The organism is Longimicrobium terrae (assembly GCF_014202995.1).
Taxonomy (GTDB): Bacteria; Gemmatimonadota; Gemmatimonadetes; order Longimicrobiales; family Longimicrobiaceae; genus Longimicrobium; species Longimicrobium terrae.
This window is the reverse complement of record NZ_JACHIA010000013.1, coordinates 45,822-62,065: the sequence shown is the minus strand read 5'-3', so window position 1 is coordinate 62,065 and position 16,244 is coordinate 45,822. Positions and strand designations below refer to the sequence as shown.

The 16,244-nt window shown below is 72.7% G+C and carries 2 protein-coding genes; both read right to left on the bottom strand.

Features of this window, described 5'->3' with window-relative positions; all coding sequences use genetic code 11:
• Positions 1 to 32: 32 nt before the first annotated feature.
• Positions 33 to 9,728 carry a non-ribosomal peptide synthetase gene (locus tag HNQ61_RS18810; RefSeq protein WP_170032167.1) on the bottom strand — a complete coding sequence of 3,232 codons (9,696 nt, stop codon included), beginning with the start codon at positions 9,726 to 9,728 and terminating at the stop codon, positions 33 to 35.
• Entirely contained in the window at positions 9,725 to 16,102 is a 6,378-nt protein-coding gene (locus tag HNQ61_RS18805; RefSeq protein WP_170032170.1) for a non-ribosomal peptide synthetase, read from the bottom strand. Before HNQ61_RS18805 ends, HNQ61_RS18810 begins: the two co-directional genes overlap by 4 nt.
• Between the last annotated feature and the right edge of the window lie 142 nt (positions 16,103 to 16,244).

The following is a 16,244-nucleotide window of genomic DNA, read 5'->3' as shown; positions in this document are numbered from 1 at the left end:
CCGCGCCCCGTTCCCGTCACTGCCGATGGCGGCTACCGCCTGCCGCGCTGCAGCATCTGCCTGCGCGCGGAGCCGCGGCCCAGTCCGCCCTCCTTCTTGCCCCCGGCCTCCTCTTCACCATCCTCGTCCGCGGGTGCGGAGACGGCGCGGGCGGCGCGCGCGGCCGCTTCCAGACGCGCGGCAAAGGCGGAAACCGTGGGATACTGGAACAGGTCGATCAGCCCCACGTCCCGGCCCAGCGCCGTCTGCAGCCGCTCCTGCAGTTGCGCCAGCAGCAGCGAGTGCCCGCCGATGTCAAAGAAGTTTTCGTTCACGCCCACGCTCTGGCGGCCCAGCAGCTCCATCCACACCGCGGCGATGCGGCCTTCCAGCTCCCCCTGCGGCGCGGCCCGGGGGCCGGCGTCGTCCGTGGCGGGAAGCGGGAGCGCGGCGCGGTCCACCTTGCCGTTGGCCGTCATGGGGAAGGCGTCCAGCACCACGAACGCGCTGGGCACCATGTAGTCGGGAAGTGCGCGCTTCAGCTGTTCGCGCAGCACGGTGGCGGAGGGGGCCGCCCCTTCCTCGGCGGGGAGCAGGTAGGCCACCAGGCGCTGGTCGCCGGGACGGTCTTCGCGCAGGATCACCAGCGCGTCGCGCACCCCGGGAACGCCCACGATCCGCGACGCGATCTCCCCCGGCTCCACGCGGAACCCGCGCACCTTCACCTGCTCGTCGATGCGGCCCAGGAACTCCAGTTCGCCGTCCGCGCGCCAGCGCGCACGGTCGCCGGTGCGGTACAGGCGGGAACCGGGCGTTCCAAAGACGTCGGGAACGAACCGCTCCGCCGTCTGCCCGGCGCGGTGCAGGTATCCCCGCGCCACCCCCACCCCGCCGATGCACAGCTCGCCGGGCACGCCCACCGGCGCGGGCTCACCCGTGGTGTCAACTACGTAGATGCGCACGTTGCGGATGGGCCGGCCGATGGAGGGCGTGCGCCCGTCCGGAAGGCAGACTCCGCACGCCGGTCCCACCGTGCTTTCCGTGGGCCCGTAGGCATTGATGAAGCGGCGGCCCGTGCCCCAGCGCTCCACCGTGGCCGCGCTGACCGCCTCGCCCGCGCTCACCAGCGTCTGCAGCTGGGGCAGGTCCTCCGGCGCGAGGACGGCGAGCACGCTGGGCGGAAGGGTTACGTGCGTGACCCCTTCGGCGCGCATCGTCGCCGCCAGCGCCGCGCCGGGCAGAAGCGCCTCGCGCGTCGCCAGCACCAGCGTCGCCCCGCTCAGCAGCGTCGTGAAAAGCTCGGATACGGCGGCGTCAAAGGAGAACGACGCGAACTGCAGCAGGCGGCTTTCCCCGTCGATGCGGAACTGGCCGATCTGCTCCAGCGCCAGGTTGGGCACGCCGCGGTGCGTCACCAGCACGCCCTTGGGGAGGCCGGTGGAGCCGGAAGTGTAGATGACGTACGCCAGGTTTTCCGCGTCCACCGCCACGCGCGGATCGTCCACCGGGCGCGCGGCGATGGCCTCCGCCTCCGCCTGGAGGTCCAGCACGTCCGCGATCATCCCGCCGGGCAGCCCGGCCGGCACCCCGGCGGGGGCCACGACGGTCTGCACCCCCGCGTCCGCCAGCATGTAGCGCAGGCGCTCCGCGGGGTAGGCGGGGTCCAGCGGCACGTACGCGCCGCCGGCCTTGAGAATGCCGAGGATGGCCACCACCGTTTCGGCCGCACGGTCGGCAAAGACGCCGACGCGCGTTTCCGGCCGCACGCCGCGCGCAACCAGGTGCGCGGCGAGGCGGTTGGACTGCTCATCCAGGGCGCGATAGGTGAGGCTCCGCGCCGCGCCGCGCAGCGCCTCGGCGTCCGGCGTCCGCGCCGCCTGGGCGGAGAAGAGTTCGTGCACGCGCGCGTCGGGAAGCGGGCGGTCGGTTCCCGCCCACTCGCGCAGCACGCGCTCTCGCTCGTCTCCGCGCAGCAGCGCGGGAAGCTGGGAGACGGGAAGGTCCGGCGACGCGGCCAGCTCGCCCACCAGTGCGGCCAGGTGCTGCGCCATCCGCTCGATGGTGGCGGGATCGAACAGGTCCGCGGCGTATTCGAAGCCGCCGAACATCCCGTCCTCCCGCAGGGTGAAGCCGCAGGTGAGGTCGAACTTGGCCGTGCGCGTGTCTCCGCCCTCGGTGTCGGCTTCCGCGTGGCCCAGGCGCAGGCGCGTGGGCGCGGCGTTCCCCTCGTCCACCGTGAACGTCACCTGAAACAGCGGGTGCCGGCTCAGCGTGCGCTCCACCTTCAGTTCATCCACCAGCTTCTCGAACGGCACCTCCTGGTGCGCGTACGCATCCAGCGTCGTTTCGCGGACGCGGCCGATCAGTTCGCGATACGTGGGGTCGCCGGACAGGTCCGTGCGCATGGCCAGCGTGTTGACGAACAGGCCGATCAGCCCCTCCGACTCCGCCCGCGTGCGCCCGGCGATGGGCGCGCCCACCACCACGTCGTCCTGCCCGGCGTAGCGGGAAAGGAGCAGGGCGAACGCGGCCAGCAGCGTCTGGAACGGAGTGGCGTTCTCTTCCCGGGCGATGGACTGCACCGCCCGCATCACGCCGAGCGGCATGTCGAACGCCATCCACCCGCCGCGCAGGCTGGCGGTGGCGGGACGGGGACGGTCCGTGGGCAGCTCCAGCGGCGGCGCCCCGGCCAGAACCCGCCGCCAGTGCGCCAACTGCGCCTCCAGCCGCTCGCCCGCGAGCCAGCCGCGCTGCCACGCCGCGTAGTCCGCGTACTGCAGCGCCAATGGCGGCAGAGGATTGGATGCGCCGGCCAGACGCGCCTCGTAGAAGGCGGCCAGTTCGCGGTACAGCACCTCCATGCTCCACCCGTCGCTGACGATGTGGTGCATGTCCAGCGTCAGGCGGGACTCGTCCGGCGCGACGCGGAGGAGCGACGCGCGAAAGAGCGGGCCCGCCTGCAGGTCGAACGGCCGCACCGCCTCGGCCGCGGCGATCCGGTCCGCTTCGGCGCGCGCCTGGTCCGCCTGTAGATCGGTGAGGTCGATGACGGGAAGGGTGAATCCGCGGAACGGGTGCACCACCTGCGACGGCTGCCCCCCAAGCGAGGTGAACGTCGTGCGCAGCGGCTCGTGCCGGGCCACCAGGTCGGCCAGCGCGGCCTGCATCGCCGGGGCGTCCACCGCGCCGGAAAGGTGCAGGCGGAACGGCATGTTGTAGGCGGCGGACGGGAGCATGCGGTCGATGAACCACATGCGCTCCTGCGCGAACGACAGCGGAATCGCCCCGTCCCTGGGCACCGCTACCAGCGGCGGTCCGGCGGCCTCGGCGCGGCCCCGCGCGGCGTCCACCCGCTCCGCCAGGGCGCGCAGCGTGGGCGCCTCGAAGATGGCGCGAAGGGGCAGTTCCGCGCCCAGCCCGGCGCGGATGCGGCTCACCAGCTGTGTCGCCAGCAGGGAGTGCCCGCCCAGGTCGAAGAAGCCGTCCTCCGCTCCGATGCGGTCGATGCCCAGCAGCACGGACCAGAGCGCGGCCAGCGCGCGCTCCGTGTCCGTCGCGGGCTCGGCAAAGGCGCGGTCGTCCGCCAGTTCCGGCGTGGGGAGCGCGTTACGGTCCACCTTGCCGTTGGGGTTCAGCGGCAGCTCCGCCATGGGCACGAACGCGGCGGGAACCATGTAGTCCGGAAGCCGTTCGCGGACCGCGTCGCGCAGTTCCGCCAGTTCCGGCATTCCTCCATCGCGCGGGACCACGTAGGCGATGATGCGCTTTTCGCCGCGGCTGTCCGCGCGCGCCACCACGCATGCGTCCTCGATGGCGGGATGCGTCTGCAGCGCCGCCTCGATCTCCCCCGGCTCGATGCGGAAGCCGCGCACCTTGACCTGCGTGTCCAGCCGGCCCAGGAACTCCAGCGTCCCGTCCGGAAGCCAGCGCGCCAGGTCGCCGATGCGGTACATCCGCGCTCCCGGCGTGGCGTCAAACGGATTGGGGATGAACTTCTCCGCCGTCATCCCCGGCCGTTCCAGGTAGCCGGTGGCCAGCCCATCGCCGCCCGTGTACAGCTCGCCCACCACCCCGGTCGGGCAGGGGCGAAGGTGGCGGTCCAGGACGAACGTGGTCGTCCCCGCGATCGGCCGGCCGATGGGAATGCTGGTGCGCGACAGATCCTGTTCGCGCACGGTGTGGCAGGTAGTGTACGTCGTGTTTTCCGTCGGGCCGTAGCCGTCCACGATGCGGAGGGAGGGACAGGCTTCCTGAAGCCGCCGCACGTGGGCCACGGAAAGGATGTCGCCGCCGGAAAAGAACTGCCGCAGCCCCTGAAAGGCGTCCAGCGCCTCATCCGCCACCACGTGAAAGAGGCCGCTGGTCAGCCAGAGCGTCGTCACCCCGTGGCGGCGCACCACGTCGCGGATCTCCGCGGGCTCCGGAATGCGCGGCGGATACAGCACCAGGCGGCCGCCGTTCAGCAGCGGCGCCCAGATTTCCCACGTGGCCACGTCAAAGCTGACGGGAACGATCTGCAGAAACGTTTCGCCCGGGCCCAGGTCCGCGTAGTCCGCGCCACGAACGAGCCGGACGATGCCGCGGTGGGGGACGGCGACGCCCTTGGGGCGGCCGGTGCTGCCGGAGGTGTAGATGACGTACGCCATCGCCTCCGGGCCCAGGTCGATGTGCGGATCCGTGGCGGCTTCCGCGTCGATCATCGCACGGTTCGCGTCCACGTCGATCACGGGAACGCCGGCGGATTCCACCGAGCCGCGCGTCGCCGTGTCGGCGATCACGGCCTGCATCCGCGCGTCGCGGACCATGTACGCCAAGCGGTCCGCGGGGTAGAGCGGGTCCAGCGGCACGTAGGTGCAGCCCGCCTTGAGCGCGGCGAGCACGGCGATCACCATCGCGGGCCCGCGCTCCAGGCACACGCCCACGCGGGCGCCCGGCGCGGCGATCCCGCGCAGGTGGTTGGCCAGCCGGTTGGCGGACTCGTCCAGGGCGGCAAAGGTCAGGGTCCCGCCATCCCAGGCGAGCGCGACGGCCTCCGGAGTGTTCGCGGCCTGGCGCCTGAAGAGCGCATGCACCGGAATGGAACGCTCGGCGGTGGCGTATTCCGCGCCCTGGCTCCACCGGCGGACGGTGCGCAGTTCATCGTCTCCCGCCAGCGCGTGCGCGCTCAGCGGAGCATCCGGGTCCGCGGCGGCGGCGGTGAGCAGGCGGGCGTAGTGGTCCGCCATCCGCGCCGCCGTGGCGTCGTCCCACAGGTCGCGCGCAAACTCCAGCGACGCATGCAGATCGCCGCCGTCCTCGTACAGGTCCAGCATGAGGTCGAACTTGGCGCTGTGGTGCTCCGTGCCGCGAAAGGAGATGGACGCGCCGGGAAGGACGGGCGCCGCGCCGGGAGCGTTCTGCAGCGCGAACATCACCTGAAACAGCGGCGGATACGCGGTACTGCGCTCAATGCGCAGCTCGTCCACCAGCCGCTCGAACGGCAGGTCCTGGTGCGCGAACGCCTCCAGCGTGGTCTCGCGCACGCGGCCGAGCAGGTCGCGAAAGGTGGGATCTGCGCTCAGGTCGGTGCGCAGCGTGAGCGTGTTGACGAAGAAGCCGATCAGCCCCTCCGTTTCCGCCCGCGTGCGCCCGGCGATGGGCGTGCCCACCACCACGTCATCCTGGCGCGCGTAGCGGCCCAGCAGCGACTGGAAGGCGGCCAGCGCCGCCATGAAGAGCGTCGCGTTTTCCGCCGCGGCCAGTGTCTGCAACCGCGCGTTGACCTCCGCCGGGATCTGAAAGTCGATCCGCCCGCCGCGGTAGCTGGGCGACGCGGGACGCGGGCGGTCCGCCGGAAGCTCCAGCACGGCGGGAACGCCGCGCAGCTTTTCGCGCCAGAAGCGAACCTGCCGCTCCAGCGTTTCGCCGCGCAGCCATCCCCGCTGCCACACCGCGAAGTCCGCGTACTGAATGGGAAGTTCCGGCAGCTCCGCCGCGCGTCCCTCCACCGCGGCGGCGTACAGCGCCGCCATCTCACGGAAGAAGACATCCAGCGACCACCCGTCGCTCACGGCGTGGTGCATGTTGATCAGCAGCGTCCACTCCCCGCCGCCGCGGCGGAAGAGCGTCGCGCGTACCAGCGGGCCGGCCGCCAGGTCAAACGGCGCCCGCGCGTCTGCCGCCAGCCGCGCGTCAAGCTCCTCCTCGTCCGCCACCTCCACGACGTCCAGCGCAAAGGGCGACGGCGGGTGGATGCGCAGCGTGGGCCGGCCGTCGCGGACGGGGAGGACGGAACGCAGCGTCTCGTGCCGGGCGATCACGCCGTCGATGGCCATGCGCAGCGCGTCCGCATCCACGGAACCCGACAGGTCCAGCATCAGCGGCATGTTGTACGCGGCCGCCTCCGGCGCCATCTGCTCCAGGAACCACATCCGCTCCTGCGCAAAGGAGAGCGGCAGATCGCCCTCGCGCGGCGCCACGGGAATGGCGGATTCGGCGCCGCCCTGTCCGCGCGCGGCATCCACCCTTTCCGCCAGCCGGCGGATGGTGCTGGCCTCGAACACGGCGCGCAGCGGAAGCTCCGTTTCCAGCACCCGGCGAATGCGGCTGATGACGCGCGTGGCCAGAAGGGAGTGTCCGCCCAGCAGGAAGAAGTCGTCGTCAATGCCGATTCCCGACACCGACAGCACCTCGCCCCAGATGCCGGCGAGGGCGATCTGCGTTTCCGTCTCCGGCTCCGCGCCGGGCTCGTCCGCCGCGGCGGCCTCGGGCGCGGGAAGCACGCGGCGGTCGATCTTGCCGTTGGCGTTCAGCGGAAAGGCATCCAGCAGCACGAAGGCGCCGGGGACCATGTACTCCGGCATCCGTCCCCGCAGCGCGTCGCGCAGTTCCGCCGCGGACGGACGGTTGCCGTCACGCGCGACCACGTACGCCACCAGCCGGCGCTCGCCCGGCGTATCTTCTCGCGCCACCACCGCGCAGTCTTCGACGGCGGCCACCTCGCGCAACGCGGCCTCGATCTCGCCGGGCTCGATGCGGAAGCCGCGGATCTTTACCTGCGCGTCCACGCGGCCCAGGAACTCGATGTATCCGTCTTCCCGCCGGCGCACGCGGTCGCCGGTGCGGTACAGGCGCGACTCGGGCATGGCGGAAAAGGCGTCGGGGATGAACTTCTCCGCCGTCAGTCCCGGGCGCGCCAGGTAGCCGCGCGCCAGCCCCGCGCCGCCCAGCACCAGCTCGCCGGGAACGCCGATGGGAACCGGCGATCCGGACGCATCCACCACGTACGCCGTCGTGTTGGCGATGGGCCCGCCGATGGGAACGGTCGGCGCGTCGGCGCGCACGGCATCCACATGGCGCCACGTGGCGAACGTGGTGCTCTCCGTGGGCCCGTAGACGTGCAGAAGCCGCCGCGGGCCGCCCGCCTGCAGCACGGCGCGCACGGCCTGCGGATCGCTCGCCTCGCCGCCAAAGCAGAGGTGCGTCAGCCCGTTGAAGCCGTCCGGCGCCGTCCGCGCGACCTGGTTGAAGAGCGCGGTGGTCAGGAACGCGGCGGTGATCCCCCGCTCGCGCAGCGCATCCACCAGCGTCGCCGGGCTCAGGATCGTTTCGCGGTCGATGCCCACGACCGCCGCGCCGTTCAGCAGCGCGCCCCACAGCTCCCAGGTGATGGCGTCGAAGGACGCGTTGCTCATCTGCGCGACGCGGTCCTTTTCCGTCAGCTGCGCGAAGTCCGCCCCGCGCACCAGGCGGACGATGCCGCGGTGCGGAATGCCGATTCCCTTGGGCTCGCCCGTCGATCCGGAGGTGTAGACGACGTACGCCAGCGACTCCGGGCCGCCGAACGCGTCCGCACGGTTGCCGTCATCCGCCGAGGCGATCGCCTCCGCCTCGCCATCCACCGAAACGGTCGTTCCGCCAAAGCCGGCCAGCGCCTCGGGAAGGGCGTCGCGCACCACGAGCAGCGACACGCCCGCGTCGGCGGTCATGTAGGCCAGCCGCTCCGCGGGATAGGACGGGTCCAGCGGGACGTAGGCGCCGCCCGTCTTGGCGATGGAGAGAAGGGTGACGACCAGCTCCGGCCCGCGTTCCATCGACACGCCGATGCGCGACTCCGGCCCTGCGCCGCGGGCGGCCAGGTGCGCGGCGAGCCGGTTGGCGGCCGCGTTCAGTTCGGAATACGACAGCGTGCGCTCACCCCACTCCACCGCCGGCGCGTCCGGGGACGCCGCGGCCACCTGCTCGAACAGCCGGTGGACCGGCTCCGCCGGGATGGGGGTCGGCGCCGCGTTCCACCGGCGGACCACGGTGTCCGCCTCGTCCGCGCCCATCATCCCCAGGCGGGAAACGGGCGCGTCCGGCTCCGCCGCGGCGGCCGCCATCAGCTGCACCATGTGGTCGGCGATGCGCTCCAGCGTGGGCCGCTCAAACAGCTCCGTCGCCCAGTCCAGCAGCAGGTACAGCCCGCCGTCGTCCTCCTCGTACGTGTCCAGCGTCAGGTCGAACTTGGCGACCGGGTACTCCACCTGCGGCGCCTCGGCGTCCAGCCCGCCCATCCGCAGCTTTTCCGTCCCCGCGTTCTGCAGGGTCAGCATGGCCTGAAACACGGGGTTGCGCGACGGATCGCGCGGCAGCTTCAGCTCTTCGACGATCCGCTCGAACGGCAGGTCCTGGTGGCTGAACGCGCCCAGCACCGCCTCGCGCTCGCGCACCAGCAGCTGGCGGAACGTGGGATCGCCCGACATGTCGGTGCGCAACGCCAGCGTGTTGACAAAGAAGCCCACCAGCGGCTCGATCTCGCGGCGCGTACGGTTTGCGACAGGGGTGCCGATGACGACGTCGTCCTGCCCCGCGTGCCGGGCAAGCACGATTCGCCAGCAGGCGAGCAGAACGGGAAAGATGGTCGCCCCTTCGCCGCGGCCGATCTCACGCAGCCGGTTGGCGACAGTGGCGGGCACGTCGCGCGTCAGGCTTTCGCCCACGTGGCTCTGCGCGACGGGGCGCACGCGGTCCGTGGCCAGCTCCAGCGCGGGAGGCGCGCCGGCCAGCGAGCCGCGCCAGAAGTCCAGCTGCCGCTGCAGCGTTTCGCCGCGCAGGTGCTCGCGCTGCCACGCCGCGAAGTCCGCGTATTGGATCGCCAGCGGCGGCAGGGGATCGGGCCGGCCGGCCGCGAACGCCTCGTACAGCGCCGCCAGCTCCTTGCCGATGATGCCGCTGCTCCACCCGTCGCTGATGATGTGGTGCATCGACAGCATCAGCAGGTGGTCGCGCGGGCCGATGCGCGCGATTCCCATCCGCATCAGCGGGCCGTGCTCCAGGTCGTACGGCGCGTTGTTGCTTTCCTCCGAAAGGCGCAGGACCATGGCCTCGCGCTCATCGTCCGGCAGGCCGCTGATGTCGCGCATCAGCAGGGGCTCGGGGATGAACGGGTGAATCACCTGCACACCTTCGCCGTCACGCTCCGCGAAGGTGGTGCGCAGCGCCTCGTGGCGCGCCCGGAGACCGTTTACCGCCAGCTCCAGCGCACCCACGTTCAGCTCGCCGCGCAGGCGCACGTGGAACCCGGTGTTGTACGCCGCCGCGCCGGGCTCCATGCGCTCCAGCAGCCACAGGCGCTGCTGCGCGAACGAGAGAGGCGCCGTGCCGTCCGGGCGCGGGCGGGCCTGGATGGCGTTTCCCGCCGCCTCGGCCTTGGTGCGCGCGATGCGCAGCTCCAGCAGCTTCCGCTTTTCGGGCGAAAGGGTCGCCAGACGATCCATCAGGTCGCTCATCGGTCCACCACGCCTTCGGCTTCGAGCGCCAGCAGCGCCCGCGCCTCGTCATCGCTCAATTCGTCAAGCTCGGCCAGCAGCCGCGCCGTCACCTGTTCGTTTTCCTCGTCCACCGCCGCCGCCAGCCCCGCCACCGTCGGCGTCTGAAACACCCGGTGCAGCGGCATTTCCACCCCGAACATCTCGCGTACGCGGGAAACGAGAACCGTCGCCAGCAGCGAGTGCCCGCCCAGCTCGAAGAAGTCGTCGTCGGCGCCCACCGCGTCCACGCGCAGCAGCTCCGCCCACAGCGCGCACAGCAGGCTTTCCGTTTCCGTCACCGGCGCGCGGTACGCCCGTCCGCCCGCGGCGCGCGTCTGTGGCGGATCGGGAAGGGCGCGGCGGTCGGTCTTGCCGTTTTCCGTCTGCGGAAACTCATCCACCACCACCAGCGCGGCGGGGACCATGTATTCCGGCAGGTGGTCGCGCAGAAAGGCGCGCAGCGCGGGCACCAGCCGGCGGATGCGGGCGCCGCGGCGGGGATCGTTGCTCCACCCCGCCAGCGGGCGGTCCGCCACCGGCGCCGCGAACGCGGGCGCCCCCTCTCCCGCCACGCGCGGGATGAAGGCGGCGTCCATGCACCCGGGGTGCTCCGCGGAGGGACGCAGCTCCGTCCTCATCCCCCGCTCTTCGCCCAGCCGGTACAGCGCCTCGGGATCGGCGCCGCCCATCTCCTCATCCGCCAGCAGCGCGTCGATCGAAACGCCCGTCCCGGCGTGGGCCGCGGCATCCGCCAGCCGCACCTCGCCAATCACGCGCGTGTCGGGAATGGAGGACACGCGCAGCGCGGCGCCGGCCTTGAGCAGCGCGCGCAGGTGCTCCACCCGGTCCACCTCCGCGCCCCACGCCAGCTCGCGCGCGGGAACCGGAGCCCGATCCTTTCCGCCCACGTGCAGAATGACGTCGTAGCGGTGCGCGCTCAGTTCGTTGCGGTGCTCGCCGCGCTTCACCTTGACCTCCACGCGGCGGATGCGCGGCACGCGGGCGCGCAGCGCGGCAAAGAAGCGCGGGTCCAGAACCAGCTCTTCTTCCTCTTCCGCGCGGCGGATGAGGCGCGCGCGCAGCTCCGCCGCGGGTGCGTCCCCCGGCAGGTGCGCCGCCTCGGTCCCCGCGTGGAAAGCGGACAAAGTAGCCAGCGAGCGCACGTCGCCCACGAACACCGCGCCGCCGTCCGCCACGCGGTCCACCGCGCCCTCCAGCACCCGCGCCAGATACGCGGCGGACGGGAAGTACTGGATGACGGAGTTCAGGATGACGGTGTCGAACTCGCCCGGCCCGAAGCCGTGCAGGTCGTCCGCGGGACGCGCCATCAGCCGCACGGGTGGCAGGCGCAGCCCCGAGCGGGGAAGCGCGTCGTGCAGGTTGCGGATGGCGGTGGGAGACAGGTCGCACCCGGTGTACGACTGCGCGTGCGGCGCGACGCGGAACAGGAAGAGCCCCGACCCCACGCCCAGTTCCAGCACGCGGCGCGGCTTGAGCGCCAGGATGCGGTCCGCCGTGCGGTCCACCCATTCGCGCATCTGCGCGGCGGGGATCGGTGCGCCGGTGTAGCTGCTGTTCCACCCGACGATGTTGAAGGTGACGTCGTCCGCGGCCGAGCCGCCGTACATCCCCTCGAACACCGATTCCCACTGCGACACCTGCGCGTCCGCGGGATCGTCCGCATCCACGCTTCCCGCCACGGCCGCATCTTCCGGCTCCGGCGCGGGAACCACGTATCCCACCAGGCGGGGCTCCCCGCCGGCGTCCGCGCGCACGTCCACCGCGGCGTCGCTCACCTCGGGGTGCTGCGCCAGAACGGCCTCCACCTCCGCGGGCTCGATGCGGAAGCCGCGGATCTTGACCATGTCGTCCAGCCGGCCCAGAAAGTCCAGCGTGCCGTCCGCCAGCCATCGCACCCGGTCTCCCGTGCGGTACGCCCGCGCTCCGGCGATGTCGGAAAACGGGTCCGGGACGAAGCGCTCCGCCGTGGCGCCGGGACGGCCCAGGTAGCCGCGCGCCAGCTGCGCCCCGCCGATCCACAGCTCGCCGGGCACGCCGATGGGCGACGGCTCGCCGTGCGCGTCCAGCACGTACAGCCGCGTTCCCGGCACCGGGCGGCCGATGGGGACGGCGCCGGCGTACTCCACCCCGGCCGGCACCCGCTGCACGCAGCAGCCGACGGTCGCTTCCGTGGGACCGTACTCGTTGAACAGGACGGCGTCCGGCGCGTAGGCGCCCCAGAACGCGGCCACCTCGCCCTCCAGGCTTTCTCCGCCGATGACGAACGCACGCGGCGCCGCCGCTCCCGCTTCCGCCCCCAGCTGGTTGCGCAGGAGGGAAAGATGCGTCGGCGTCAACTTCACCAGCCCCAGCCCGGAATGCGCGCGCAGCGCCGCGGCGAGACCGTCCGGCCCCTCGGAATCCGCCACCAGAATGACGGGTTCCCCGCGCAGCAGTGGGAGCCAGAGCGAGCTGACCGTCAGGTCGAACGCCAGCGGCGAGTGCACCGGCGCGCCGCGCCCGCCCAGGTCGTACCACGCCGTCGCCCATCCCAGGTAGGCGGACAGCGAGCCGTGCGGCACCGCCACGCCCTTGGGTTCCCCGGTGGATCCGGAGGTGTAGATGACGTACGCCAGCGCGGCCTCATCCGTCTCCACCGTGACGGGAGAGGGATCGCCCTCCGCCCGCCAGAGCGCGCCGATGCTGGCCTGCGCGGCGCCGGTGTCCGGAAGGCGCTCCGCGATGTGGTCCTGCGCCAGGATCAGCGACACGTCCGCCTGCCGCGCCATGTAGCGCAGCCGCGCGGCGGGGTAGCGCGGGTCCAGCGGCACATACGCACCGCCAGCCTTGAGAATGCCCAGCAGGGCGGCGACGGTCTCCGGCGCGCGCTCCGCGAACACCCCCACGCGGCTTTCCGTCCCGATGCCGCGGGCCATGAGCGCGCGGGCGATGCGGTTGGCGCGTGCGTCCAGCTCGCCGAAGGTCACCCGCCGCCCACCCTGCTCCAGCGCGATCGCGTCCGGCGTCCGTGCCGCCGCCGCCTCAAAGGCGCGGTGCACGGGAAGGGACGAAACCGCCGCGCCGCCCCGCGTCCACGCCGCCGTCACCTTGGCCTTTTCCGCCGCGGGGAGGATGGGGATGCGGTGGATGGGAAGGGTGGGGTCGGCGATCGCCGCGTCCAGCACCTGCGCCAGCTGCGCCGCCATCCGCTCCACCGTGGAGCGGTCCCACAGGTCCGCCGCGAACTCCGCCTCGCCCGCCAGCCCGTCCGCATCCTCAACGAACTCCAGCGCCAGGTCGAACTTGCTGGTGGCGCTGCTCAGATTGTCCAGCCGCAGCTGCAGCCCGGCCATCTCCATGGGCGGCGTCGGCGCGTTCTGCAGCACCAGCGACACTTGGAACACGGGGGACCGGCTCAGGCTGCGCTCCGGCTGCAGCTCTTCCACGATCCGCTCGAACGGCAGGTCCTGGTGCGCGTAGGCGTCCAGCGTCGCCTCGCGCACGCGGCCGACGAGTTCGCGAAAGCCCGGCTCGCCGCGCAGGTCCGTCCGCAGCGCCATCGTGTTGACGAAGAAGCCGATCAGCCCCTCCAGCTCCCGCCGCACCCGGCCGGCGATGGGCGAGCCCACCACCACGTCGTCCTGCCCGGACCAGCGGTGCAGCAGCACGTTCAGCCCGGCCAGCAGCGTCATGTACAGCGTGGCGCCCTCCGCGCGGGCGAACGCGTGCAGCCGGTCGGTGAGCGCCGCGGGAATGCGGAAGCGCACCACGTCGCCGCGGTGCGACTGCACGGCGGGGCGCGCGCGGTCCGTGGGCAGCTCCAGTTGCGGCGGCGCGTCGCCCAGGCGCTCGCGCCAGTAGGCCAGCTGCGTTTCCAGCACCGCCTCCGTCAGCCAGCGGCGCTGCCACACGGCGTAGTCGGCGTACTGCACGGGAAGCGGCGGCAGCGACGGCGCGCGCCCGCGGGCCAGGTCGCCGTACAGCGCGCCGAGCTCGTGAAACAGCACGCCCAGCGACCATCCATCTCCCGCCACGTGGTGCAGGTTGATGAGGAGCACGTGCGACTCCGCGCCCAGCCGCAGCAGCGTCGCGCGCAGCATCCCGTCGCGCTCCAGGTCGTACCGGCGCACCGATTCGCGCCGCGCCGCCTCCGCCACCGCCGCGTCGTGCGCGTTCGCGGACAGCGCGGTCAGATCGTGGACGGGGAGGTCGAAGCGCTCCGCGGGAAGCACCAGCTGCGCGGGCTGCCCGCTGGAAACCGGGTAGACCGTGCGCAGCGCCTCGTGGCGGCGAACGATCTCCTGCAGCGCGCGCCGCAGCGCCTCGGCGTCCAGCGCGCCCTCCAGCCGGATGGCGGCGGGGATGTTGTAGAACGGCGACTCCGGCTCCAGCTGGTGCAGAAACCACAGCCGCTGCTGCGCAAAGCTCAGCGGAAGCGCGCCCGCGCGGTCCGCCGGTTCCAGCGGGGGCTGCCCGGGGCCGGAATCCACCCCGCGCCACTCGTCCACCACCTCGGCAAAGGTCGCCAGCGTCGGTGCGTCGAACAGCGCGCGCACGGGGATCTCCACCCCCAGCAGCTGCCGGATGCGCGACATCACCTGCATGCCCAGCAGCGAGTGCCCGCCCAGGGCGAAAAAGTCGTCGTACTCGCCGATGCGCGCGGCGCCCAGCACGTCCGCCCACACCTCGGCCAGCACCTGCTGCGTGGGGGTGCGCGGCGCCGTCCCCCGCTCCTCCGCCAGCAGCTCCTGCACGGGCGCGGGAAGGGCGCGGCGGTCCACCTTGCCGGAAGCCGTCAGCGGAAGCGCATCCAGCCGCACCAGCGTGGCGGGAACCATCCACGCGGGCAGCCGGCTCATCAGCCAGGCGCGCAGGCTTTCGTCAGAGGGAGGGGCGTCCGGCTCCGTCACCCAGTAGCCGATCAGGCGGCGGCGCCCGGGCGCGTCCTCGCGCGCCACCACCACGCTGGCCACCACGCCGGGATGGGCGGAAAGCACGGCCTCCACCTCCGCGGGCTCCACGCGGAACCCACCCACCTTCACCTGCCCGTCCACCCGCCCCAGAAACTCGATCTCCCCGCCGGCCGGCCAGCGCGCGCGGTCTCCCGTGCGGTACATCCGCGCGCCGGGCTCGGCGGAAAACGGATCGGGGACGAAGCTCTCCGCTGTCGTCCCCGGCCGCCCCAGGTAGCCGCGCGCCACCCGCGGCCCGCCCACCACCAGCTCCCCCTCGTCCCCCGGGGCCACGGGCCGCATCGCCTCGTCCAGCACGTGGACGGCGGCATCCGGAAGGGGGTGGCCGATGGGGATGTCGCCGCGGCCGGGCTCCGCGAACCCCGGCCCGCGCACGTGCGCCGTGACGCCGACGGTGGTCTCGGTGGGGCCATAGCAGTTGATCCACGTCACCGCCGGCCCGGCGATGCGCGCCCACGCGTCCCACACGTGCGGAAGCGCGCGCTCGCCGCCCACGATCACCAGGCGCAGCGCGGGCGGAAGCGCCCCGCCGCCCGTGGACAGGTCCCCGGTCCAGCTGTGCCAAAAGGCGGTGGGAACGTTGAGAAGCGTGATCCCGCTCCCCTCCAGCCACCGGTGGAACGCCGCGCCGTACGCCGACAGGTGCGCGGGGCGGAACACCACCGCGGCCCCGGCGGCCCACGTGGGAATGATTTCCTCGACGCTGATGTCAAAACCCAGCGACGCCACCTGCGCCACGCGGTCGGCGGGGCTCAGCCGGTACAGGCCGATGACGGTGTCGCAGTGCGTGTCCAGCGCGCGGTGCGTCACGCCCACGCCCTTGGGCCGCCCGGTGGTTCCGGAGGTGTAGATGACGTACGCCAGCGCGTCCGGCTCCGCGTCCGCCGGCAGATCGCCCTCGTCCTCCCCCGCCCCGTCCTCCAGCGCCACCACGATCACCGGCGGCGAACCCTCGGGCACGCGCGCGGCGGAGGCGGCGTCCGTCAGGACGAGCGCCGCGCCGGAATCCGCCAGCAGAAAGCGCGTGCGGTCTTCTGGCGAGTCCGGGTCCACGGGAACGTACGCCGCGCCGGCCTTGAGCACCGCCAGCAGGGCCACGGCCAGTTCCGGCCCGCGCTCCATCACGATCCCCACCCGCGCGTCAGCCTTCACCCCCGCGCGCAGCAGGCGCCGCGCGAGCCGGTTGGCCCCCGCGTTCAGCCGCGCGTACGAAAGCACGGAATCCGCCAGCGCCGCGGCGGTGGCGTCCGGGGCGGCGTGGGCGGCGGCTTCGATGCGCCGGTGCACACCACCACTCCATCCGCCGGCCGTGCCGGGGGACGGAAACGGGCGGGCCTCATGGGGCCCGCCAAGGGGGTGAAAGCCGGAAATCGCGATCATGGATGGAGCGCCGGGGGAGAATGCGACCGGAGAACGGGGCCGGAGCGGCGCACGCGTGGCGATCCTAAAAAGCCATCACGCGCGCATCTGCAACAACGTCCCGCATCAGAGCTGGATTCCCGAAAGTCGGCCCATCCAGCCC

What these genes read in the sequence shown, in the direction of transcription:
- HNQ61_RS18810 (WP_170032167.1), bottom strand. Translation starts at nt 9,728, where the DNA reads ATGAGCGACCTGATGGATCGTCTGGCGACCCTTTCGCCCGAAAAGCGG.
- HNQ61_RS18805 (WP_170032170.1), bottom strand. Translation starts at nt 16,102, where the DNA reads ATGATCGCGATTTCCGGCTTTCACCCCCTTGGCGGGCCCCATGAGGCC.